Source organism: Peribacillus sp. NPDC096379 (assembly GCF_044762875.1).
In the GTDB taxonomy this organism is placed as follows: Bacteria; Bacillota; Bacilli; order Bacillales; family DSM-1321; genus Peribacillus.
In genome coordinates this window covers 1,068,969-1,093,232 of sequence record NZ_JBIWFD010000001.1, presented here as the reverse complement: position 1 = coordinate 1,093,232, position 24,264 = coordinate 1,068,969, and the positions used below count along the sequence as shown (strand labels likewise).

At 38.3% G+C, this 24,264-nt stretch carries 24 protein-coding genes and 2 riboswitches; of the genes, 5 read left to right on the top strand and 19 right to left on the bottom strand.

The features are described from left to right. Nucleotides 1–330: 330 nt before the first annotated feature. Complete coding sequence (locus tag ACIQZI_RS05170) at nucleotides 331–741, top strand: rhodanese-like domain-containing protein (protein WP_062178093.1); 411 nt, start codon at nucleotides 331–333, stop codon at nucleotides 739–741. Between the two features lie 908 nt (nucleotides 742–1,649). Here ACIQZI_RS05170 and ACIQZI_RS05165 read toward each other — a convergent pair. From ACIQZI_RS05165 to gcvT, 10 genes are all read right to left on the bottom strand, one after another. Next, a complete protein-coding gene (locus ACIQZI_RS05165; protein WP_403070162.1) occupies nucleotides 1,650–2,399 on the bottom strand; it encodes an SDR family oxidoreductase in 750 nt (249 codons plus the stop codon). Between the two features lie 18 nt (nucleotides 2,400–2,417). Further along, nucleotides 2,418–3,434 carry a zinc-dependent alcohol dehydrogenase gene (locus ACIQZI_RS05160; RefSeq protein WP_403070159.1) on the bottom strand — a complete coding sequence of 339 codons (1,017 nt, stop codon included), beginning with the start codon at nucleotides 3,432–3,434 and terminating at the stop codon, nucleotides 2,418–2,420. 162 nt (nucleotides 3,435–3,596) lie between these two features. Continuing rightward, nucleotides 3,597–4,283 carry a GntR family transcriptional regulator gene (locus ACIQZI_RS05155; protein ID WP_403070156.1) on the bottom strand — a complete coding sequence of 229 codons (687 nt, stop codon included), beginning with the start codon at nucleotides 4,281–4,283 and terminating at the stop codon, nucleotides 3,597–3,599. A 453-nt stretch (nucleotides 4,284–4,736) separates the two neighbouring features. Continuing rightward, complete coding sequence (locus ACIQZI_RS05150) at nucleotides 4,737–4,871, bottom strand: hypothetical protein (protein ID WP_403070153.1); 135 nt, start codon at nucleotides 4,869–4,871, stop codon at nucleotides 4,737–4,739. A gap of 154 nt (nucleotides 4,872–5,025) precedes the next feature. Beyond that, nucleotides 5,026–6,375: a gluconate:H+ symporter gene (locus tag ACIQZI_RS05145; protein ID WP_403070150.1), complete on the bottom strand. Its 1,350-nt coding sequence runs from the start codon at nucleotides 6,373–6,375 to the stop codon at nucleotides 5,026–5,028. A 48-nt stretch (nucleotides 6,376–6,423) separates the two neighbouring features. Then, nucleotides 6,424–7,959, bottom strand: coding sequence for a gluconokinase (gntK, locus tag ACIQZI_RS05140; RefSeq protein WP_403072052.1), 1,536 nt, complete (start codon nucleotides 7,957–7,959; stop codon nucleotides 6,424–6,426). 632 nt (nucleotides 7,960–8,591) lie between these two features. After that, nucleotides 8,592–9,611, bottom strand: a complete 1,020-nt coding sequence (locus ACIQZI_RS05135; protein WP_403070147.1) for a zinc-binding alcohol dehydrogenase family protein — start codon at nucleotides 9,609–9,611, stop codon at nucleotides 8,592–8,594. A 768-nt stretch (nucleotides 9,612–10,379) separates the two neighbouring features. Continuing rightward, nucleotides 10,380–11,837 carry an aminomethyl-transferring glycine dehydrogenase subunit GcvPB gene (gcvPB, locus tag ACIQZI_RS05130; RefSeq protein ID WP_403070144.1) on the bottom strand — a complete coding sequence of 486 codons (1,458 nt, stop codon included), beginning with the start codon at nucleotides 11,835–11,837 and terminating at the stop codon, nucleotides 10,380–10,382. Then, the gene (gcvPA, locus tag ACIQZI_RS05125; RefSeq protein ID WP_403070141.1) at nucleotides 11,830–13,179 is read right to left on the bottom strand and encodes an aminomethyl-transferring glycine dehydrogenase subunit GcvPA; all 1,350 of its coding nucleotides are present in this window, start codon (nucleotides 13,177–13,179) and stop codon (nucleotides 11,830–11,832) included. Before gcvPA ends, gcvPB begins: the two co-directional genes overlap by 8 nt. A gap of 13 nt (nucleotides 13,180–13,192) precedes the next feature. Beyond that, nucleotides 13,193–14,302 carry a glycine cleavage system aminomethyltransferase GcvT gene (gcvT, locus tag ACIQZI_RS05120; protein ID WP_062178068.1) on the bottom strand — a complete coding sequence of 370 codons (1,110 nt, stop codon included), beginning with the start codon at nucleotides 14,300–14,302 and terminating at the stop codon, nucleotides 13,193–13,195. A gap of 63 nt (nucleotides 14,303–14,365) precedes the next feature. Next, a riboswitch (glycine riboswitch) is annotated at nucleotides 14,366–14,452 on the bottom strand. A gap of 3 nt (nucleotides 14,453–14,455) precedes the next feature. Beyond that, nucleotides 14,456–14,543, bottom strand: a riboswitch (glycine riboswitch). Nucleotides 14,544–14,884: 341 nt separating this feature from the next. Between gcvT and ACIQZI_RS05115 the strand changes: the two genes are divergently transcribed. Together ACIQZI_RS05115 and ACIQZI_RS05110 are read left to right on the top strand one after the other, a co-directional pair. Continuing rightward, complete coding sequence (locus ACIQZI_RS05115; protein WP_403070136.1) at nucleotides 14,885–16,570, top strand: DEAD/DEAH box helicase; 1,686 nt, start codon at nucleotides 14,885–14,887, stop codon at nucleotides 16,568–16,570. Beyond that, nucleotides 16,548–17,342: a YqhG family protein gene (locus tag ACIQZI_RS05110; RefSeq protein ID WP_403070133.1), complete on the top strand. Its 795-nt coding sequence runs from the start codon at nucleotides 16,548–16,550 to the stop codon at nucleotides 17,340–17,342. Before ACIQZI_RS05115 ends, ACIQZI_RS05110 begins: the two co-directional genes overlap by 23 nt. A 383-nt stretch (nucleotides 17,343–17,725) precedes the next feature. Here ACIQZI_RS05110 and ACIQZI_RS05105 read toward each other — a convergent pair whose 3' ends face one another. The 8 genes from ACIQZI_RS05105 to comGA are packed head-to-tail and all read right to left on the bottom strand — an operon-like array spanning nucleotide 17,726 to nucleotide 21,935. Next, on the bottom strand, nucleotides 17,726–17,902 hold the full coding sequence (locus tag ACIQZI_RS05105; RefSeq protein WP_082674974.1) for a YqzE family protein: 177 nt from the start codon (nucleotides 17,900–17,902) through the stop codon (nucleotides 17,726–17,728). 36 nt (nucleotides 17,903–17,938) lie between these two features. Beyond that, complete coding sequence (gene comGG / locus ACIQZI_RS05100) at nucleotides 17,939–18,343, bottom strand: competence type IV pilus minor pilin ComGG (protein WP_403070129.1); 405 nt, start codon at nucleotides 18,341–18,343, stop codon at nucleotides 17,939–17,941. Then, nucleotides 18,330–18,812, bottom strand: coding sequence for a competence type IV pilus minor pilin ComGF (comGF, locus tag ACIQZI_RS05095; protein ID WP_403070126.1), 483 nt, complete (start codon nucleotides 18,810–18,812; stop codon nucleotides 18,330–18,332). The genes comGG and comGF overlap by 14 nt, the downstream gene beginning before the upstream one ends. Then, complete coding sequence (locus ACIQZI_RS05090) at nucleotides 18,763–19,017, bottom strand: hypothetical protein (protein ID WP_403070123.1); 255 nt, start codon at nucleotides 19,015–19,017, stop codon at nucleotides 18,763–18,765. Before ACIQZI_RS05090 ends, comGF begins: the two co-directional genes overlap by 50 nt. 52 nt (nucleotides 19,018–19,069) lie before the next feature. Next, nucleotides 19,070–19,528, bottom strand: a complete 459-nt coding sequence (gene comGD, locus ACIQZI_RS05085) for a competence type IV pilus minor pilin ComGD (protein WP_403070119.1) — start codon at nucleotides 19,526–19,528, stop codon at nucleotides 19,070–19,072. Further along, nucleotides 19,521–19,832 carry a competence type IV pilus major pilin ComGC gene (gene comGC / locus ACIQZI_RS05080; protein ID WP_403070116.1) on the bottom strand — a complete coding sequence of 104 codons (312 nt, stop codon included), beginning with the start codon at nucleotides 19,830–19,832 and terminating at the stop codon, nucleotides 19,521–19,523. The genes comGD and comGC overlap by 8 nt, the downstream gene beginning before the upstream one ends. A gap of 11 nt (nucleotides 19,833–19,843) precedes the next feature. Further along, nucleotides 19,844–20,875 carry a competence type IV pilus assembly protein ComGB gene (comGB, locus tag ACIQZI_RS05075; RefSeq protein ID WP_403070113.1) on the bottom strand — a complete coding sequence of 344 codons (1,032 nt, stop codon included), beginning with the start codon at nucleotides 20,873–20,875 and terminating at the stop codon, nucleotides 19,844–19,846. Continuing rightward, nucleotides 20,862–21,935, bottom strand: a complete 1,074-nt coding sequence (comGA, locus tag ACIQZI_RS05070) for a competence type IV pilus ATPase ComGA (RefSeq protein ID WP_403070110.1) — start codon at nucleotides 21,933–21,935, stop codon at nucleotides 20,862–20,864. The genes comGB and comGA overlap by 14 nt, the downstream gene beginning before the upstream one ends. 562 nt (nucleotides 21,936–22,497) lie before the next feature. On the opposite strand from comGA, the gene ACIQZI_RS05065 reads away from it, so the two are divergent. Beyond that, on the top strand, nucleotides 22,498–22,743 hold the full coding sequence (locus tag ACIQZI_RS05065; protein ID WP_062178037.1) for a DUF2626 domain-containing protein: 246 nt from the start codon (nucleotides 22,498–22,500) through the stop codon (nucleotides 22,741–22,743). Between the two features lie 157 nt (nucleotides 22,744–22,900). On the opposite strand, the gene ACIQZI_RS05060 is transcribed toward ACIQZI_RS05065, so the two are convergent. Next, on the bottom strand, nucleotides 22,901–23,533 hold the full coding sequence (locus tag ACIQZI_RS05060; RefSeq protein WP_062183069.1) for an MBL fold metallo-hydrolase: 633 nt from the start codon (nucleotides 23,531–23,533) through the stop codon (nucleotides 22,901–22,903). Between the two features lie 540 nt (nucleotides 23,534–24,073). On the opposite strand from ACIQZI_RS05060, the gene ACIQZI_RS05055 reads away from it, so the two are divergent. After that, a complete protein-coding gene (locus tag ACIQZI_RS05055; RefSeq protein WP_082674971.1) occupies nucleotides 24,074–24,250 on the top strand; it encodes a DUF2759 domain-containing protein in 177 nt (58 codons plus the stop codon). Nucleotides 24,251–24,264 lie beyond the last annotated feature (14 nt).

Below are 24,264 nucleotides of genomic sequence, written 5' to 3'. Positions count from 1 at the left end.
CATTCTCTATTGAATAATAGGAAGACGTAAAATAGAATGCTCATCCATACCGTATAATTGTATCAACATTTACCAAATATCAAAAGAAATTCAACTTTAACAAACATTCCTGCCATTTCAGGAAAAATCTTTTGATTAAGTTTCGTTTCAATTATATAATAAGTAATGTCTATATGTGCGTGTTCAAAAAGGAGAATAAAAAGAGCCGAGAAGTTCGAGGAGCGCATCTCAAGAGGACCTGCGCGTATACAGTACTACGTAAGGACTGGAGAGACAGAGCTTTGAAGCAATTCGCACGCTTTTTTACCGGACTTTTTGAATAACCTCTATATGTTGCTTAGTCTAGAAAGGAGTTTTACCGTGAGTTGGATTATATCACTCGTTATACTTATTGCACTTCTTGCTTACGCACTTTTCAATTTTTTCAGTCAGCGTCGTGCAGTTAAACCGCTTAGCCAGGAAGAATTTATTGAAGGATATCGTAAAGCACAACTTTTTGACGTTCGCGAACCGAATGAATACGAGGGCGGTCATATACTAGGTGCAAGAAACATCCCTTTAACACAAGTCAAGACGCGCCTTACAGAATTACGTAAAGACAAGCCTATTTATTTATACTGCCAAAACAGTATGCGTAGCGGAAAAGCTGCTCAAATATTACGCAAAAAAGGGTACACGGACATCTACCAATTAAAAGGCGGATTTAAACAGTGGACTGGAAAAATTAGAACAGGCAAATAAGAATCCATCTTGTATGGGTTCTTTTTTTAATTAGGAAAAACTGATGTATTCCTGATGATATGACATTTCGAGTAGATATGAGGGGGATTTAACAAATAACTATCAGCAATTTACCTTTCAATTTGAACTTTAGCTGGTTTATTAAAGTGGTTTTGTAAAGAGCGAGGCAAGAAAAAAAGGAGGTTGATTTTTATTAAATCCTCCCCCTTTTTCCTAATGGTAGTTCAGTTTTCACTTGTGGTTTCGTTAAGACATCCCTTTCAATTCAGCTTTATATTATGCTTTATTGAGGTAAGGCCAATAGGATGAATACTCCCGCCACTTCATTTTCTAATAAAATTTGAAGTGGGGGTTTCTAACGTATCGAACATTTCTGAACGCTTAACGTACGTTGCGTTGACACAGTGGTGTGCTAGAAACACCCAACCCCTCTATCCCATTGGTCTTGCCGTTGGGTCTTCTTTTTTCGGCTTATTGGGTTCACACAATTGTGTGCCTTGGCTGTTAGTTTTACCTTGAACATTTTACGGTACGAAGCCTTTCTCGTACTAACCTCATATGTTCAGTTATTAATGAACAATCTGTTCAAGAATATCGTATCACGAGAACAAGTGTTCCTCTATGCAAAAAGGCCACTCACCCCCTCCCTTCACATTCCTTGAGTAGGGGGTGCTCTTACCTGAAGTTGATAGATTAGACAACGAAAGTAAAGATAAATATCGAAACAACATCACAACCACTTTTCACTTTACGTAACTCAACTTATCCCGCATTAACGGACAGTAAAACCTTCATTTTAAGATTTTATATAGAAAAAATTGAAGTATTTGAATAATAACACTGTCCGTAAATGCCCGATTGGTTCAACTAACCGTTAGCGAAAGCCCATCGCTAACGGAAGTTTCACTTTATCTTCCCATCCAACCGCCATCAACTACTAATAAATGACCGTGAATGTAATTCGATGCATCAGATGCCAAGAAGACTACAGATCCCATAAAATCCTCTGCCTGTCCCCATCGACCTGCTGGAATTCGCTCCAGAATTTGGCGATTTCTTGTTTCATCTTGTAATAATGCTTCATTCATATCTGTCGCAATATAGCCAGGAACAATGGCATTGACATTTACATTTTCTTTCGCCCATTCATTGGCTAATGCTTTCGTTAATTGTGCTACTCCGCCTTTCGCTGCGGCATAGGCAGGAACGGTTAAACCTCCTTGAAAGGATAATAAAGAAGCCATATTAATAATCTTCCCTTTACCTTGAGGTACCATGAATTTACCGGCTTCCTGACATAACAGCCAGACACATTTTAAATTCACATTGATTACGTCATCCCAATCCGTTTCAGAGAATGAAACAGAAGGAGATCTTCGTTGAATACCTGCATTATTGACTAGAATATCAATTTGACCAAGTTCCTTGACAACAGTCGGAATCGCCGCTTTTACTTGTGCCTGATTTCCCAAATCACACGGGATGATGACACTTTTTTGTCCCAATGCTTCAATCTCTTTTTGTACAGTATCATCACTCGTATTCCTTTGAAGTAAGGCTACTGTAGCTCCTGCTTCTGCTAAAGCTAAAGCCATTTTTCTACCTATCCCTCTTGTGGCACCTGTAATCGCGGCAACTTTACCATCTAATCGAAACATGTTCTTTTCCCTCCATTATTATGCATGTGGTCGAAATAATACTTTTAATGAATCTTCTGGGTTAGTCATTAATTCAAACCCTTTTTCAATTTCCTCTAATGGCAGTTCGTGTGAAATCAGCGGTGTTACATCAATTTGGCCACTTGCCATCATACTGACCGCCATGGCAAAATCTGCTGAACTGTAACATCTAGTCGTTGTCAAAGATAATTCGCGGAAATGCATAGCTGCTAGATCAACTGTTGGTGGTTGTTTAAAGACACTTACGACGACAATTTGTCCTTGTGTACGACAAACATGAAGCATTTGTTCAACCGTTACTCTTGTGCCGGCTACTTCAAAAACAACATCTGCACCTACACCATTCGTAGCCTCTTTCACGTGCTCGACTACATCTACTTTTTTACCGTCAAGAGCGATAAATCCCATTTCTTCGGCCTTACCTAATCGGTATGGACTAATATCAGAAATAAATATTTTACCCGCTCCAGCCAATTTTGCCGTTAAGGCAATTAATAAGCCAATCGGACCTGCCCCTAATACAACAACAGTGTCCCCCACTTTAACGTTAGAACGTCGGACAGTATGGATGCCTACTGCAACTGGTTCTGCTAATGCCGCATGTATATCGGATAACGAATTCGGTACTTTATGTAAACGGTGTAGCGGTACAGCCACGTATTCGGCAAACCCTCCATGTGAATCAATCCCGATTAATTGTAACGTTCTACAAACATGTGAATTCCCTGATAAACAAGCGTCACATTTCCCACAGCTGATCGTCGGTTCGATGACAACGCGATCACCGATATTAAACGGAGTTTCGCCATTGATCTCTTCGATCATTCCACTAAATTCATGCCCCATTGCCAGTGGAGCTTTTGCCCGTGGGTGTTTACCTGAATAAATCATCATATCGGTTCCACAAATACCAGCATAAGCTACTTTAATAAGAGCTTCATTTTCCTTAATAACAGGTTTCGCTAATTCTCCAATGCTTACTTTCTTTTCAGATAGATACAAACCAGCTTTCATACTAACCGACTCTCCCCTATTAAGCGTTTTTATTTTCTGTGGAAAGGGGCGGGGCTTCGCAAAATCAGCTCCGCACCACCACCTTCATAAGGTGATGCAATTTTTAGAACCTGTACTTTTTTCACCGTTGGGCTTTAGATCAGATGCTCAAGGTGTTTTTTATTATTGTAAATCATCTTTCATTAAAGAATCATAGACCGTTGTTCTCGTATCCTGGAAATGTTCGAGTAATGTCTGTTCGATTAAATGATCATCCTGTGAAAGGAGCGCATCGATCATTAATCTATGTTTGTCTATTAATAGTTGGATCTCATCAAAATCCTTTTCAAATCGCTTTGTTGTCGCAACGAGTAGCGCTGTCAAAACTACCGGCTTTAAACTATACCAGACTCTCAATAATCGTTTATGCTTCGATTCAATGACGATTAATTCATGAAAAAATAAGTCCTGATAAGAAAAGTCAATCGAATTTCGATGTTCCATCGCCAAAGTCATCTTGTCTATCACTTTTGTTAGTTCCAGACTTAAATTCGTTGGATCTGTTTTACTTAAAGCTTTAAGTAAATATGTCTCAATTAAAATCCGAACATCATACAACTCTTCCATATCCTTTTTACTTAAGCCTAATACAACTGCCCCCATTCTTTCCAAGCGGATCAGACCTTCATTCGCAAGTACGCGTAATGCGTCTCTCACTGGTGAGCGACTAGCACTAAATTCTTGTGCCAAGTGATTTTCAGACAAAACTGATCCTACAGCAATATCACCCCTAATAATTTTTAGTCGTACTTCACAGGCTATCTTCTCGCCAATCGACACGCCCGTTAACCAAGATGTAGGATAATTCATTATATATAGATCACTCTCCTACGAAAATAAGTTGTGTACTTGTATACAAGTACATTTTATTATAAACATTGACAATTGTAAACAGTTTCATTTTGATTTTTAACTATTTTCTGAATTATACAATCGATTCACAAAACGATTTGGCACTAGAAGTCAGCCAGACTTGTCTAATTCTATCAAGAGAATGAAATATTTTATAGAAAACAACCATGAGCGTCTGCTCCAAACCCTACGTTGAAAAAGGTTCAGGGTCTCAAACTGTATCACGGTGGTGCGGAGCTGATTTTGCGGAGCCCCGCCCCTTTTCCACAGAAAAAAGGTCAGACCCCACACTCTATATACCGTTTATCGTGTTAACGACACTTCATTAAACGATAGTATAGTAGATATGTGGTCTGACCCTAAAACCCTTTTTCAACTGATGAAGTTTATGAACATATTCGTTTCTCACTTTTAAACAACTAGTACTACATATCTAATTCCTTTATTCATCATCGAACAAAATTCCATCCACTTTTGTTTCCGCTGTTTGAAACGACCTTCTCCGTTTACCTTTTCATATGTAGGTACTCCCCACTGTACCTTCATGAAACTGTGCGTAAACAGTTATCCAGAATACTATTTTACATACCATTCATGATTACATGATAAGAGTCGTCACTATTCCTACTATTCGCTAATTTAAGCGCTATCCTTTTTGCCCAATAAACCGATTACACTTTGTAATAAAGGACGTCTTACCTTAAACAAATAAACTAAGAACTAAAACAAACGCAAGACCACATACAGAAATTAGTGTTTCAAGTACTGTCCAAGTAGCGAATGTCTCTTTCATTGTTAAGCCAAAGGACTCCTTAACAATCCAGAAACCAGTATCATTTACGTGTGATGCAATGATACTACCTGCACCTGTTGCTAATACCATTAATTCCATATTGACATCTGTTCCGGTCATCATTGGAATAACTAAACCAACTGTTGTTAACGCAGCCACTGTTGCAGAACCTTGAGCAAGTCTGATTACAGCAGCGATCAGCCAAGTTAAAATGAGTGGTGATATTGTACTACCTTCAAAAAGAACTGCTACATAATCACCAACACCGCCATCGATTAATACTTGCTTAAGGGAACCACCGGCACCTAGAATGAGCAACATCATACCGATGGATGCAATCGAAGCTTCTGCAGATTGCATCAGTTGTTTCATTGAAATTTTTCGTGCTACACCCATCGTATACATTGCAAGTAATACAGAAAGCAACATAACTGTAGTTGGTGCACCAATCATTTTCACAATGTCAATAAATAATGTTGGTAAATTCAACGCATCTTGAAATAAAGTAACGATTGTTGAAAATGCCATTAAAATAACTGGGAATAACGCTGTGAAAGCACTGATACCAAACCCTGGTGTATCTTCTATTTTAAATTGTTTTGCGTTACCTATGGAAGCCATACTTCCCATCGGTTCTTTTTCAAAAGCCGATGGTGCAAATTTTCTTGCAAATTTCGTAAATAGAGGACCCGCAATAATTACTGTTGGAACCGCAATAATGAGACCGTAAACTAATACTAGACCTACGTTCGCTCCAAATTCTTGAGCAATAACAGTCGGACCTGGGTGTGGTGGTAAGAATGCATGGGTAACTGATAATGCAGTCGCCATTGGCATACCTAACCATAAAAACGATATTTTCAAATGTTTCGAAATTTGATAAACAATTGGAATTAATAAGACGAGACCTACTTCAAAGAACAAGGCAATACCTAGAATGAATCCAGCTGCTACAACAGCCCATTGAATTTTCTTCTCACCAAACTTATCAATTAATGTCATGGCAATACGTTGGGCTCCCCCAGCATCTGCAATGAATTTACCAAGGATCGCTCCTAGCCCAAAGACTAAGGCGATACCACCTAGAGTGTTCCCCAACCCGTGTTGAACGGATGCAACAATCTCACTGATTGGCATACCTAAAGCTAAAGCAATCAAGAATGAAACAACAACTAATGAAATAAATGTATTCATATTAAATTTCATGATTAATACTAGTAAAACAATAATCCCCAATGCGACAATGACTAATGGCATAACTCTTTCTCCCTACTAACTATGTTATTTTTACTAATACAAGACTTATTAAAACTCTCCGTCTATGTTTCTTTGATACATTGCGATTTGCTCATATTCTTTTTCTAATGTACGAGCAACATTAATAAAAATAGGCATTAATTTACGGTATTCCTTCACATGATCAGGATTAGGTTTATGTTCATGTGTTTGTCCAATTAATTGTTCGACCACATCAAAATCTTCAATTTTACCAAGTCCATATAAACCTAAGATACAAGCACCTAAACAAGAAGACTCATAACTTTCTGGTATGATAACTTTTTGATCAAAAATATCAGCCATCATTTGACGCCAAACATCTGATCTGGCAAATCCGCCTGTTGCTTTAATACTTGTAACAGGCTCATCCATTGCCTCTACTAAAGCTAAATATACAGAATAGAGATTAAAAATAACGCCTTCTAGAGCTGCTCTAACCATATGTTCCTTTTTATGACTTAAAGTTAATCCGAAGAAGGAACCACGAACATCTGAATTCCATAATGGTGCCCGTTCCCCCGATAAAAACGGATGAAATAAAAGACCATTGGCTCCAGGCCTAACTCGACTTGCAATACGTGTAAGTACTTCATATGGGTCAATCCCTAATCGTTTCGCCGTTTCAACTTCACTTGCAGCAAATTCATCTCTTATCCAACGTAAGATCATCCCGCCGTTATTGACTGGACCACCAATTACCCAGTGGTTTTCAGTTAAAGCATAGCAAAAAATTCGGCCTTTTGGATCGGTCTGTGGTTTCGGAATCACCGTACGAATTGCCCCACTCGTTCCAATGGTTATTGCTACTTCACCCCCTTTTATTGCATTAACACCAATATTAGATAAAACGCCATCACTTGCTCCGAGAACAAAAGGTGTCGTTTCTAAAATACCCAACTCTTGAGCTAGATTTTGATAACAACCAGTCATAACTTTAGTAGTGGAAACGAGAGTTGATAATTTATCAGCTGTAATCCCCGCTACTTCTAACGCTTCTTCATCCCAGTCTAGTTTTTTAAGATTTAATAATCCCATTGATGAAGCAAGCGAATGATCGACTACATATTCGCCGAAAAACTTGTGAAATAAGTATTCTTTAATCCCTATGTATTTTTTTGTTTTGCTTGCAATTTCCGGACGATCATGTGTTAACCAGGCAATTTTACTCAAAGGAGACATTGGATGAATCGGTGTCCCAGTTCGCAAATAAATTTCATGACCGTTAAGTTCACGTTTTATTTTCTTTGCCCACTCTTCACTTTGATTATCTGCCCATGTTATGCAACGTGTTAAAGGTTTATCAAATTCGTCCATCGCGATAACCCCATGCATAGCAGTACTAAAAGAAAGAAATGATAAATCTTTAGGATCAATTTTTGATTTCTGCATGACATTCCGAATAGACCGTACGACCGCATCAAAAATCTCTTCTGGATCTTGCTCTGCTGTTGAAACATTTGGTGTGTATAATTGATAGCCATTGTTTTCTTGAGCGATAATTTCACCTGTTTCACGAAACAAAACTGCTTTCGTACTCGTTGTGCCTACATCTACACCAAGCATATACTTGTTATTGTCCATTTTTATTCTCGCCTTTCCTAACATCCTTGTGATTTATTATTTTTAGTAAAGTGGAAATTTTCGAATAACTAATTCACTATTTTTTTGATAATTGCTTCCTGATAAAAGTCTTCTTAGTTCATCAATAAACCGTCGTCTCATTAATAGATTTATGCATACCAGTACCAGCTGGCATTTTGACCGCATGTTTAGTAATCTATTATGTTTGATTACATAAACGATTAATACTTGATCTGTAATCCTTGCTCTACATCATTTTCATTATTCTAAAATATGGTGACGCTACCAAAGTAACTAGAAATAATATTAAGCTTTACCACTTTTGGCAGTTAACTCTTTTAAAACGATTTCATTTTCAAACTAACTTGTATACAAGTATACTATAATACATTTTTGTTAATGTAAACCCTTTATTTCATAATTTTTTCGCAATTGATCAGCTGTAAAAATCAACCAATATTTTAAAAGACCTTGAACGAAGTATGGATCGATCTTTGATAAACTACTTCCACTTGTGCATATTTTCACATGTATACAGTGATAAACGACAGGTAAAAAAATAGAAGCTGCCGAGGGGTTCTCGACAGCTAGAGAAGGTTACCCTTCCTCATTTCTTAGTCAAAAATAATGACAGCTTTTCTAACTTTCTCAGGGTTTTTTTCTACAAATTCAAATGCTTCTTTTGCTTCACTGATATGAAATTTATGCGTGATTAAACCATCATGCGTTAATTTCTTGTCATTGATCAATTGTACAACTTTGCCAAATTGATTGGTTTGAAGTCTAGAACCCGTAATCGTTAATTCTTTTTTCGTAATCGGCAATAGAGCGATAGAAGACGGTTTCTCATTGAAACCTAATGTAACCACATTACCAGCAGCAGAAGCTACATTAACACTTAATTCAAATGTTTGTGGTGTACCCACTGCATCAATAACAATATTTGCCCCTTCGTTGTTGGTAATTTCATAGATTTTACTTTCTAAGTCGACTTCAGTAGGATTGATCGTGTAGTCTGCACCATTTTCTTTAGCAAATTCCAATCTATTATTCGTAATATCTGAAATAATAACGGTTGCTCCATTTAGCTTAGCCATTTTTAAAACACAAATACCGATTGGCCCTGCACCTTGAATAAATACAGTATTTCCTTCTTTCACATTCCCTCTCCATGTAGCTTGGGCGCCAATTGTATATGGTTCAGCCATTACTGCTTCATCCCAGCTAATTTCTGGATCAACTTTGTGTAATTGTTTTTCTGGCAGGACTACAATTTCTCTCATACCACCATCTTCATGAACACCGAAAACCGATACCTCTTTACATACATTCGGTCTTCCACTTCTACATGCATAACATGTACCACAATAGCTAATTGGTTCAATGACAACATGGTCACCGACTGCTAATCCATTAACAGTAGAACCAATTTCGATAACTTCACCAGTCACTTCATGCCCGACAATCCGTGGGTATGTAGCGAGAGGATTCGTGCCGTGGTAAATATGCATATCTGAACCACAGATACCTACTCTTTTAATTTTCACTAGGACCTCATTGCCTTGTTTAATTTCTGGTTGAGGTACATCCAATACTTCAATTTTATGTGCTTCAGGAATCATAACAGCTTTCATTATCTTCTCTCCTACTAAAAAATTTTTTATAATTGCTAGAAACATTTATCGTGTATGAACAAGAATATGAAATGATCTCTTAAAATTTCCTTCTCAAGTTGATAGCCCTTTCAAAAGTCATTTCATTTAATTTGTTTAATAAACAAATTATTCTTTTACACAATATCATACACAATATCATTTAAGCTTTTCCTCGTCAATTGATAATTATTACTTCGTGGAAACCTTATTTAATAAAAGAATGTTGAAGATATTATGAAGAAGAACTATACGGTGAAGTTTTTATTCCTAATAGTGAGTGTTCAAAATGGAGGATAAAAAGAGCCGAGAAGTTCGAGGAGCTCATCTCGAGAGACCTTTCGCGGATGGAGTAATGCGTGAGGACCGGACTTGCACAGGTTGTGCTGACTTCTGTGTTGCGCACAGGACGTGCGCGGTTTTAACAGAAGGTCATTCATGAGCTTTGATGTTTTTTATCGGATTTTTTAAATAACCTCTAAAAGACTATTCAATGATTATTTGAATTAGGGTAAGAACCATCTTTTCTATTCTGCTCGCTATTTACCGTATTGTCTATTTTTATTTCCTTCCATTTTCCTGTTTCAAGTAAAGTAATGAGTAGAGATACCTATACCTCTAGAAAACAGAAAAAGAGGGTATCCAAAACGGAAAGGGTCAGACCCCACATCTACTATATATCGTTTAAACCGTGAACATGACACGATAAACGGTGCATAGAGTGGTGAGGTCAGACCCTCCTAATTATTGCTACGATTGATAACGCAATATTGGTTTGCGGGCTGCTAGTGTTTCATCCAGACGCTTGATTACTGTCGTATGTGGTGCTTCTTGAACGATTTCTGGATTTTCTTCTGTTTCCTTGGCAATCTGGATCATCGCCTCAATGAATGAATCTAATGTTTCTTTTGATTCTGTTTCAGTTGGTTCGATCATCATACATTCCTCAACATTCAATGGGAAATAGATGGTCGGTGGATGATAACCGAAATCCAGCAATCTTTTGGCAATATCGAGCGTACGTACGCCTAGTTTCTTTTGGCGTCTGCCGCTTAATACGAATTCATGTTTGCAATGCTTATCGTATGGCAGGTCGTAATACTCAGCGAGCCTTCTCATCATATAGTTTGCATTTAGAACCGCATTCTCTGTCACGGCTTTCAAGCCATCCGGCCCCATTGAGCGAATATATGTGTACGCTCTAACATTAATGCCAAAGTTTCCGTAAAATGGCTTAACACGGCCGATCGATTGAGGTACGTCATATTCAAACGTATATTGACCATCTTTTTTAATAAGCACAGGCTTAGGCAAATACGGGATTAAGTCTTGCTTGACGCCAACTGGTCCAGAACCTGGGCCGCCACCGCCATGTGGTCCAGTAAACGTTTTGTGCAGATTTAAATGCACAACATCAAAGCCCATATCACCGGGACGCGCTTTGGAAAGTACAGCATTTAAGTTCGCACCATCGTAATACAGTTTTCCACCTGCATCATGGACAACTTTAGCCATTTCTAAAATATTTTCTTCAAACAATCCTAATGTATTTGGATTCGTTAGCATGAGTGCTGCTGTATCATCACCTACTACGCGTTTTAAATCCTCAAGATCAACCAAACCGAATTCATCGGATTTGACTGTGATCGTTTCAAACCCAGCAACAGTTGCAGAAGCTGGATTTGTTCCATGGGCAGAATCCGGGACAATGACTTTCGTACGTTTCGTATCTCCGTTTGCTTCATGGTACGCGCGAATCATCATTAACCCAGTCCACTCACCATGTGCTCCTGCAGCTGGTTGTAGTGTGACTTGATCCATCCCCGTAATTTCCACAAGATGTTCTTGAAGATCATACATGAGCTCAAGTGCACCTTGCACAGTGCTGGCATCTTGAAGTGGGTGAATATGGGCGAAACCGGCAATTCGAGCTACATTTTCGTTAATTTTAGGATTATATTTCATCGTACAAGAACCGAGTGGATAAAAACCTGAATCCACACCGTGATTACGATGCGAAAGTGCTGTGTAATGACGCATAATATCAAGCTCAGATACTTCTGGCAATTCCGCTTCCTCAACGCGAATATAGTCAGTTGGAAGCAGTTCTTCAAGTGAGATAGCTTCTACGTCCATTTCTGGTAGACTATAACCGATGCGTCCTTCGGTACTCATTTCAAAAACTAATGGTTGATCCTGATTATTCATGGCTATCCCCCAATTCTTGTACAAATGCATCAATTTCTTCTTTTGTTCTCAACTCTGTCACGGCTACAAGCATGTGATCTTGAAGTTCTGGGTACGTTAAACCTAGATGATAGCCGCCAATTATGTCTTTCGCAAACAATTGATCATTGATTTCACGATACGATGCTGGAAGCTTAATCACGAATTCGTTAAACGAAGGACCTTCGAACACGACTTCGATTCCTTTAGCTTGTAAAGCTTTTTTCGCATAATGAGCTTTTTGGATGTTTTGTACAGCCATTTCCTTTACACCCTTTTTCCCGAGTGCTGTCATAGCTACGGAAGCAGCGAGAGCATTTAGTGCCTGGTTCGAACAAATATTAGAAGTTGCTTTATCACGACGAATATGCTGTTCTCGAGCTTGAAGCGTTAATACAAAGCCACGTTTGCCATCTTCATCAACGGTCTGCCCGACAAGTCTACCTGGTACTTTACGCAATAATTTATTCGTTACTGCAAAATAGCCGCAATGTGGTCCACCAAATGCTGCAGGAATTCCAAATGGTTGAGCATCTCCAGCAACAATATCTGCGCCTAGTTTTCCAGGTGGGGTTAAGGCGCCTAACGCTAAGGGATTACTTGAGACAATAAACATCGCTTTTTGTTCATGAACGATTTTTTCAATCTCCTTTAAAGGTTCAATACGCCCAAAGAAATTTGGATATTGAACGATGACTCCTGCAATATCGTCGCTGATTAATTCTTGCAGTGCATCCAAATCGGTTACACCATCAAGATGTGGAATTTCCACTACTTCAACACGCTGTCCCAACGCATACGACTTTACAACATCACGGGACTCAGGATGAACCGTACTAGAAATCAAGATTTTCTTACGTTTTGTATGCCCGCTACTTAGCATCGCTGCCTCAGCAAGAGCAGTTCCACCATCATACATAGAAGAATTGGCAACATCCATGCCAGTCAATTCACAAATCATCGTTTGAAATTCAAAGATTGCTTGGAGCTCTCCTTGAGAAATTTCCGGCTGATAAGGGGTATACGCTGTATAAAACTCAGAACGAGAAATCACATGGTCAACGATAATTGGTTGATAATGATCGTATACACCAGCACCTAGAAAAGAAGCATAGCGCTTTGCATCGGCGTTTTTCCCAGCCAATTTAGTAAGCTCTTTTAAAAGAGCTGGTTCTGATTTAGCAGGTTTAATCTTGTATTCACCTTGGAAACGTACGCTCTGTGGAATATCACTGAATAGCTCATCTATAGTAGGAACTCCAATTGCGGCTAACATTTCCTTTTGATCTTGGTCAGTCATCGGTAAATAGCGATGTTTAGTCATGAATTTCTCCCCCTCATCCTCTTGGTCGTTTATAAAATGGTGTCTTAGCCACTATGGCTTTCACGCGCTTGGAACGGATTTCAACTTCAACTTCTGTTCCAATTCCCGTATACTCTTTTTTCAATAAGGCAAGACCTACGTTTTTCTTCAATGTCGGCGATTGTGTCCCAGTTGTCACTTCGCCAATCAATTCAGAACCATAGTAAACAGAATAACCATGACGTGGTATGCCGCGTTCCATCATTTCGATGCCGACAAGCTTGCGCGGTGCACCATGTTCTTTTTGCTCGGCAAGAACAGACTTGCCGATGAAATCAGCCTCTTTGTCAACTTTAACCGCAAAACCAATTCCCGCTTCAATTGGCGAAATATTAGGTGTTAACTCTTGACCGTATAACGGGAGCTTCGCCTCGAACCGAAGCGTATCACGAGCACCTAGACCGATTGGTTGAACGCCTTCATCCTTACCTGCTTTGAGAATCGCTTTCCAGAGTATTTTTGCGTCTTCGTTATTACAATACACTTCAAAGCCATCTTCCCCTGTATACCCTGTGCGTGATACGACGAGAGCCGTGACTCCATTAAGTTCCATATTTTCTTTGAAAGTAAAAAAGTCAATCTCACTCAAATTTGTGTTTACAGCTAATTTCTGAAGGACTTTTTCAGCAGCTGGACCTTGAAGAGCAAGCAAAGCAACTTCATTTGAGATATTTGTCAGTTCAACATCTTTAATCAAGTGATCGTGCAGCCAATTGAAATCCTTCTCAATATTGCCAGCATTCACGACTAATAAATAGTCATTTTTCGCTTTCTTGTAAATAATTAAATCATCGACAACTCCACCATTTTCATAGCACAATGCGGCATATTGCGCATGCCCTACTTCAAGCTTGAGAATATCGTTCGTAATCATTCTTTGTAAAAAGTCCGTGCTTCCTTCACCTTTTACAACAAACTCCCCCATATGAGAGACATCGAACAAGCCTGCTTTTGTACGTACTGCTTCATGTTCTTCTTTAATGCTAGAAAATTGGACTGGTAGCTCCCAGCCACCAAAGTCAATCGTTTTACCACCATAATCTGCGTAAATAGTAAATAACGGCGTCCTTTTTAATTCAGTCATACTACGCCTCCTCACATTTTTTTGGGCATAAAAAAAGACAGAGAAGCTCCTCTTGAGCTATTTCTCTGTCCTGAAACCTGAAAGTTTACCTTTAAAAGGCTTTCCCCTTTGGTGGTCTTAAAAGCTTACGCCTTTAGACACTCTCCAGAGTTGCGTCCAACAAGGGTTCTTTTGCCTGAGAGATTCGCTGCTAAGCTTGCTCCTTCGGCGCTACAAATGTAGTCTCTCCCCCAGCCTTCATCCGCATATAATATTGTCTTTTTTGAACATACTATGTAAATAAGGGTTGAACAACTAAAACGGACTTTGCCGACTTTACACAATCTTTATTTCACAGAAAAAGAGGCTACTTTCACCAAACACCTAGAATTCTGTTACTACTATAGTAAATCAAACAGTGGAAGTCTTTCAAATAAAAATCATATTTATTAATAGAAAATTTCAAAATTTATTCGTTACGTTCATACTACCATTAATAATGCTTGAATCGCAATCATCTTTTCACAAAAACCAAACTTTTTTTATATTTATCACCTTAATGTTCGTGTATTAGGTTTTTATATTTAGAAAGGAGCAATATTTATGCAAATTCGAATCAAATTTGACGATGAATGGTCAGAAGAATTTTTAGATAAAGTGGAGAATGATGGTCCTTGGGCGAATTGGGAGCTGTATAAACTTGCAGTTCAAGCGGAAAAGCATCTGGCCATTCCAGAATTTGAAGGACTGCAAGCACCTCATCATCTTAATCAGCTAACACCACTCCCTCATCAACTTGAAGCTGCCCGACAAGTCGTCGAGACTATGAATGGCAAAGCAATTTTGGCTGATGAAGTAGGTCTTGGAAAAACAATCGAAGCTGGCTTAATTATTAAAGAATATATGATTCGCGGTCTCGTGAAAAAAGTCCTGATTCTCGTTCCTGCTTCACTCGTTTCCCAATGGGCGTTTGAGCTAAATACAAAATTTCATATCCCCGCTGTTGTTCAGAGAAAAAGCTATGTATGGGATTCATGCGATTGTATCGTATCATCCATAGATACAGCGAAGCGTAATCCACATAGAGACATCATTTTTAAGCAAGAATACGATTTAATCATTATTGACGAGGCTCATAAATTAAAAAATAATAAAACGAAAAACTACGAATTTGTTCAAAGTTTGAAAAAGAAATTCTGCCTTCTCTTAACTGCTACACCTATTCAAAATAAGGTAGAAGAAATCTTTCATCTTGTTTCTCTTCTTAAACCTGGACATTTAGGAAATGCAGCTCTTTTTTCTGAAAAGTATAAAGGAAAAGGCCGCACCATCTATGAAGATGAACATCTTAAGGAGCTTGTTAATACGGTTATGATTCGAAACCGCCGTGCCGATACTGGAATCGAGTGGACGAAACGTCATGTTGAAACAATTATAATTAAATTCTCACCTACTGAGCAGGCTTTATATGACGCTGTAGCTGCGTTCCGATCGCAATCTGAAGGAGCGGGAAGTGCATTTTCAAGCCTAACCCTCCAAAGAGAAGCATGTAGCAGCAAAGAAGCAGTCTTTACCACTTTAAAAAACATGTCTCAAAAACATGAAAATCCTGCACCTGAATTCATAGAAAAGTTGAATAATCTCTTTGAGACAGCAAAGCAAGTTGAGCGCAATTCAAAGGCAGAGAAGACGTTGGAATTAATCCAGAAAATCAACGATAAAGTCATTATTTTCACGGAGTACCGAGCTACACAACTTTATTTGCAATGGTTTTTACAGCAAAACGGCATAAGCTCAGTACCTTTTCGTGGCGGGTTTAAGCGCGGTAAAAAAGATTGGATGAAAGAGCTTTTTCAAAATAAGATTCAAGTACTAATTGCTACAGAAGCTGGCGGTGAAGGTATCAACTTACAATTTTGTCATCATTTAATCAATTTTGATTTACCATGGAATCCGATGCGGTTGGAGCAGCGAATTGGCAGGGTTCATCGGCTCGGTCAAACCCAAGATGTCATGATTTATAATTTCGCGACGGAAAATACAGTAGAAGAACATATCTTGAAACTTCTCTATGAAAAGATTCAGCTATTTGAAAAAGTGATTGGTGATTTAGATGATATTTTAACAAAATTAGATATCGGCAATATTGAAGATTATTTAGTGGATGTAGTAGATGGGTCAAAATCAGAAGGTGAAATGAAAATTAAAATGGATAATCTTTCTTCCATGATTCAATTCGCCCAAGATATGAAGGAGGGAAATCTTCATGCAGCAACAGGAAATTCATGATTTCTTGCTCACCTATTTCAAAGCGAATCATTGTGAAATCATAGAAAACCACCCTGCTTATTTAATGATTCAATTAACGATTGAACTCGATAAGGAATTGATGAACCGTCCCTTTTACTGGCACTACCTTGAAAAAACCGGTGGCGTTCCCAACCCATCTCAGCTTACCCTTATAACAGATCCACAACAGGCACCAGCTGACGTCAAAGGGGAACTGATCCATTTCGGATCACAACGACTACATCAGATTTTTGCATCTACGAAAAGGCTTGCCGGATTTATCCGCTTATACGAGGAGATTATCCAGCAGAACCATACGCAGAATCCCTTATATCCATGGCTTTCTATCAATGCAAAAGTTTCCTATCAAAGTGATCGCAAGAAAGATATTCTGTTGTCTGCAGGCTTAAATTTAATAACAGGAGAAATCGTCGAACAGTTTCATGAAAGGCTTTTACAAATACAAGTAACTCCAAAAATTCCAGACTACTCATTTACCTTATCGCCGCTCATCAAACCAAAAAGCGGTCTGCTCAGGCTTGACTCATATATTAGGCGAACTTTCGAAGGAGACGATCATACTTGGGCTGAAAGAGCGATCGAGCGATGGGAAGATGATTTACGGTTACTTGAAAACTTTTATCAAGATATGGAAGACAAAGCTGAGAGCTACTATACCGAAAAAGAAGCATTACAAAATCGCTATGAACCGAATATTACTATTTCTATTGTTAATGGCGGATTATTTTATTTATCCAATCAAGCGATTTAGTCTTCTAGTGCGTGTTCAAAAAAGAGGATAAAAAGAACCGAGAAGTTCGAGGAGCGCATCTCGAGAGGACCGGAACGTATATAGTAATACGTGAAGGATGTGCTGACTTCTGTGTTGCGCACAGGACGTGCGCGGTTTTAACAGAAGGTCATTCATGAGCTTTGATGCAATTCGCAAGCTTTTTGACCGGACTTTGTGAACATCCTCTTCTAGAAACAAAAAGGGTCAAGACCCCAACACTCTCTAAACACTATTTATATGATGTGTACATGACACACTAAACAGTATAAAGAATGTGAAGTCTGACCCTATTTGGACAATCTCTCTCGTTTATCCCGGTTTAACTAACCATCAGTGGGAAAAACACTGATGGAAGTTTCATTTTATTTTCTTTTTAAAAGCATGCTAATTGCGAAAGGTACAATTCCAAACCATTGACTTAGAAATGTTGGTCTATTTTCTTTTTTATGTTTGCGTTGTTCTTTTCGAACGGTCTTTGGAACTTCAAAGTATTTTACTAGTTGCTGCGTTAAATATTTAATATAATCATTCGTAGACATAGACATCACCTACTATTTAGTATGGACAAAATCAGCTTATTTATTCATATGATCGTTTAGAGTAAATACTTTCGCCCACTTTACCAACTCCCCCTCCTCTATGTCATAAAGGACATTCACTTTCCTACTCAGACCTTGCGTGGTTAATGCAAATAATTCCAGCGAAGAATAGCGCTCTTCGCTGCTTATCATTGCATACTCAACGGTCCCATTTGGAAAATGAAGAACACCTCCATCAACATACGCATCATGAGCGACCATATTCTGTACTTCATGAGAGGCCAACAACAGAAGATGATCAAGTACTAAAACATTTTCAACATTTTTGTAAAACATTTTTTCAAGGTTGAATTTCTCTATGCTGTAAAAAGTGAACACAATCAAAATCGAGGCTACAACCATTGTGACAGGCAATACAGCCCCTTTTTCATTCTTGCACATTTTCAAATCCACTTGTCACGAAGGGTCTCAGCACCCTTGTAAACGTATTTCCTGCCAAATCTTTTACGGATATAACAATCTTATTTCCTTCCATCCTACAATGAAAGCTAGAAACGTTTTGAAGCATAATTTGATGTCCCGTACGATTCACCCGCCTTCGTAAAATATGATCATATTTTTCAATGCTTATAATATTTTCCCCTACAACCATATATATGCTGTCATTTAATATAGTCTGGCTGCTAGATTGCCAAAGTTCTCCCTTGATTTGTTGCAGAAAAATTTCCCATTCCATTTGATTGAGCCGTTTATCCTGATAAAGTTCTTTCCCTACTACTACATAAAGCTGAACAATCATTCCAGCAATCAAAATAAAGATCGACAAGGACAGCAACATCTCAATGAGTGTGAACCCTCGATTATTCAACTGCGTCACAAATCGTTTCATATGACCCTTCTGCATTTTCATATTCAATACATCCCATTACCTTTGTCGATTCGTCTTCAATCGTCCAAGTGAAACGGTACTCGTCCGATAATTCCGGTGACAATCTTCCATCACCATCAAGATAAGCCGCCAATGTTTCATAAAGCAGGTGCAGGGCAACGGATCTAATTTTTATATTTGCACGATCAATTTTGACTTCATGGACGATAGGCAAAATCGTACTCACGATAAATAAGCAGATAACAAAAGCAATCATAGTCTCTAGAAATATATATCCGTTAGAGTTTCTCAATTTTCATCCTTCCTGCCCCTAAATAAATGGTGAGTTTATTTACTGAATTTTTCGTCCGAATCAACCAAGTGCCTGACATTTTAGGTACTCCTTCTTGGTAAAAGGTAATTTCCAAATTCAGACTCCCTTTATCAATTTTTATGTCATTTGGAATCGATCGTTGAATAAGTATTTTCTCTTTAAAATCGGTGAATCCATAGTATTTTTTGTTTTTCGTATCAATCGAAAAAATCGTCTTCATATTATGAGTCATTGCATAATGCTGTATATAATGCAAATCATCAATCATTTGATCCATGAAGAGCTGTTTCTCCATGCTTTTTGAAAAGCCTGGTAGAAAGCCGACACTTAGAGAAACAATTAACATAAAAATAGACAGAACAAGCAACATCTCAGAAAGTGTATAGCCTTGTTCGTCACTAGTAATTGTCATCTCATTATTCATCCTGACTCTCCTTCACTAAGCTGACTTCTCCATCTGCGCTCAGAATAATATCTCCTTCCTTCTGGCAGTAGGTTTCTTTAAGATATTCCTTATCTTTCAATTCAGCTAGGCTCTCTGGTAATACATGATGATCGATTTGATAAGCCTGTACTTGACTTTGAGCCATTTTCACATAGGCATCACAACCCTTTGACTGAATTGAATTTTGGTTTTTCAAAATGTTAGGGATCGTAATAATTAACAGGATAGAAATGACAAACAAAACAATGAGCATTTCAATGAGTGTAAACCCTTTTTCATTCATTTTTTTCCTCCTTAAAGTCCTTTCATAAGCGAAAACATTGGTAACAGAACAGCCAAATAAATGGAAACAATCACAAGACCAATTAGCGAAAATAAGGCTGGCTGAATAATCTGCATCATAAACTTCATCTTCTCTTCGGCTTGATCCAAAATAAAACGGCTATACATATATAATTCTTGCTCAAGCCTTCCCGATTTCTGACCGTTTGCGGTAATGACACTTAACCTTTTCTCGAAATAAGGCAGATCTCGAAATATGGCGTCAAGCGGCTTCCCTTCCGTTAATTCATTTCTTATTAATTGACAAACATCATGATAAAACGGCTGAACTCCACTCTTTTCGAATAGGGTAATACTTTCGTTAATAGATAATCCTCCTACTAAAAGGCCGCTTAATTGGCTTGCAAAAAAATGGGTTTCGTACAATTTTATAAAGGTGCCAAGGAGGGGGATTCTTAAAAGCAAGCTTTGGCGTTTAAAAGGCGAGAGTTTCTTCAAATAAAATGAGTGAAGCAGCAGATATACGATAATCGCAAAAACGAGGAGGTAAGGAAGCAAATCCAATAAAGTTACAAATAAAACAATGATTTGTAATAACAACGTTTCTTCAGCATTCATCGTTTGAAAGAGAGATTGAATTTTAGGTAGAAGCACGGTTTTCATCATATAAAATACAATTGTTACAAAGAAAATGAGGAAAAGAGGATACAGAAAGATCTTTTTTAATTTCTCAATGTCATCATTTCTTTGCCCCCAATACAGTCCTGCTTCCTGAAGTGCTTTAGGTAGGTTGCCGTATGCTTCTGAAAAGTAAATAAAGTGGACCAATTGAGGATGAAAATTCAGCATAGTTAAGACGCTATGAAAAGGATTTCCGCTTCGTAGCTCTGAAATCGAACGTTGTAAATCCGCTTCTTTCTTTTTAGTATGCTGAAGCATAAGAAATCGGATGGCCTCGGCAAGCGGGTAACCAAATTCTAAAAGCTCTCCTAATTTGAGAAGAAATTGTGATTGCTCCTTCATATTCCAATTACTTCGTTTCATGTTCATACACCAATCTTGTAAATTCCTCTTGATTTACATACCCAAACGCAACTGCTTTGCCGATTTCATTCCTTAATTTTCGATAATATACGTCATTCCCTTCACCTTTGGCCGATCGCAATACTGCTGACAACTCTTTACCTGTAATAAGTTCGTATGCACTTGCTCGTTTTCTTCTCTTTTTAATACCACACTCGCCATCACATTCATTTCTCTTACAGATTGGACACTGAAGTTCTAGCAATCTTTGAGCCGTCACAGCTAGTAAGGTTTGTTGAATTTCAATCCAACTGATTCCAAATTCGAGCAACCGGTATACGGCACCGTGGGCATCCCTTGTATGCATCGTTGTGAGTATGAGATGCCCCGTCATGGCCGCTCTCACAGCGATTTCCGCCGTTTCTACATCACGAATTTCTCCTACCATAATCACATCGGGATCGTGTCGCAAAATGGCTTTTAAGCCTACTGAATACGTAATACCTGCTTTTTCATTAATTTGGACTTGAAGGACTTGTTCTGATTCGTTTTCAATGGGGTCTTCTAAGGTGATAACATTGCGGTTAATCATGTCTTTTGCGTGGTGAAGCAACGAGTATAAGGTAGTGGTTTTTCCGCTTCCGGTCGGTCCGGTTAGGATCAGTAATCCGTGAGAGTGTTTTAACAGAGCTGATAGTTTATCCGCTGTATTCTTAAAAATGGAAAGCTGTTCGACGGGAAGAATATTTTGCTTAGGAATGAGACGAATCACAAGGCTTTCGGAAAAAGTGGTGGGTAGCGTAGATAATCTTAGACCAATAATTTTGTTGTCCAACTCAAGGGTAATGGCTCCGCTTTGTGGCCGTCTTTTTTCACCAATGTCCATCGAAGCAAGAAATTTCAAATGAGAAATGAGGCGATCACTTTCGTCTTTCGTTAACACTTCCTGAGGATGTAGCTTACTTTCAATGCGGAATTGGATGAGAGGACCATCTTTTCTAGGAACGATATGAATATCAGATGCTCCTAGACGGACAGCGCGCGAAAGGATATCGTCAGCTGTCTTTTCAATCGATTTCACTTACAATTCACCTCCTATTTTGGTTAATTATACATTTCGACGCCTTTTGGCAAAATCCTTCAAAAAAAAATCAAATTATTTAAAATATTTTTTTGAAGGAAAAATAGGATGACCGTCCATAATAATGCTACGAATATTTTTCTAACTGGCTTTAGATTATTGGGCTTGTTTTGATTACATGACTTGCTGATTCTTTCACTGCCATAAGAATTTCCATATATAATAATGGGCATAGTAAATAAGACTTAAAGTGCGTGTTCAAAAAGGTTAAATAGAGCCAAGATGTTCTGCGAGCGCATATCGGGAACCTTTCGCGTATGCAGTAACGTTGAGTACCGGACTTGCACAGGACGTGCGCGATTTTAACAGACGGTCAATACTGCGCTTGGATACAATTCGCAAGCTTTTTTACCGGAATTTTTGAACAACCTCTATCTGTTTTAAAACTTGTCACCCTGTACATATTTGGTATTGCTTACAAACTAGACTTTACAGTTCGTGAGCAACTATTCTATAATTACGTTAGATGTAACCATCAATGGGAATTAAAGGGGGTATTAGAGTGGATCGTATGTATCGCGTTCTAGGTTTTTGGACAGCCATTATGGCAATCTTTTTCTACCTTGGAGACATGTATGCATTATCTTTACTTTTCTTCGGGCAAACTGGTTTTTTTGTACTTTTAAGTTATCTTCGTCTTTCAGAGCGTATGTATATCTATGTGTTTGGCGCTTATTTAACCGTTTTCTTTGTCGGATACAGCTACTACACAGTATTTTTACTGCCTGCGGGCGGGGCAGCGCATTAATTGCTACATAGTAAAAGGGGCTAAGGAGAGGGGCTGACCTCACACTCTATACACCGTTTATAATGTCATTCACACGACAAGGAAACGATCTATAGTAGATGTGGGGTCTGTGACCCTTTCTTTTTTTTGGAAACCCTCTTTTTTCATATTTTTTATCTTAAAATCCATTCAGAAACGGATTTTGATCCATTTCATCGGCAATGTTCGTAATCGGACCATGTCCAGGTAAGACAATCGTATCTTCTGGCAAAGTTAATAGCTTATCGTGAATGCTTTTCAGCAATTGCTGTTCATTGCCACCTCTTAAATCTGTGCGGCCTACACTTTGTTGGAAAAGTACATCACCTGCGAAAATCATACCTTCATCTCGTAAATAATAGGAAACACTTCCTGGTGAATGTCCTGGAGTTTCCAATACAATAAAATGGAATTCGCCAAGCACCAAGTCAAATTCTGTTGTAATCATTTGATCTGCAGGCTTTATTTCGATTGGGTTCCCTGGAGTAAATGATTTTGAGCCATTTAGATCTGCATCTGCAAGCCACTTTGCTTCCTTTTCATGTAAGTATACGGGAATCTGGTAATAATCTCGAATAACATCCACGGCTCCGATATGGTCAAAATGAGCGTGTGTTAATAAAATCGCTATGGGCTGCCACCTTTTAGTCTGAATATACTGAATTAATTTATTACCTTCTCCGCCTGGATCGACAATTACACACTTTTCTGCTTTCTCCATGACGTAGCAATTTGTTTGTAACGGTCCTAAAGGAATCTGGTTCCACTTCAACATCTTCCACTCCTATTCTAATTGCAAAACGTTTTATGATCATTTTACACAACTTATAAGACATGATGTTTCATATTAGATTCGCGAGAAACATATGACGGTTTAAACCTATCATTTTTGAAAAAATAAAACCATTCATTTAACTTACAAAAAGAATGTGGCGTAATAACGCCATCATTTACCATGAAGCATCAATCTAATTACAAAACCTGAATGGTGTTAAGACGCCACCAGTTATTATGAAGGATAGTTCATTAAACACGCTACACTCGCCTAATCACAATGGTGGCGGAGCCGGAATTTCGGACGCTTTCTTGATTATCTAAGTATACTTGCTAAGTAAATTGGTTATAGTAGTAAGTCGCGTAGACCCGTCCCCATGTCCTTCATAAAAAAGGTTCATTTTTAAACCTCGACAAACATCCAAAAAAACATTAAAATGTTAATATATGCAATCAAAATTACATATTCTAAAGTTCGTTATCAAATCTTTGGGTACAGTATAAGTAAGCAAAGATTGAGAACAAAGGGGGCAAAAACATGGGATTAGTAATTATTTTCGCTCTAGTCGCAATATTAGGACTAGCTGCTACACTACGTGCATTTAAAGATAAAAACATTCTAGCGATTTTGTTTGCTGGAGGAAGTACAGTTGTATTTGGCTGGTTTGCCATTATGACTGTCATTAACAACGGCTTTCCAACACTAGTACACTGATTACTTAAAACGGT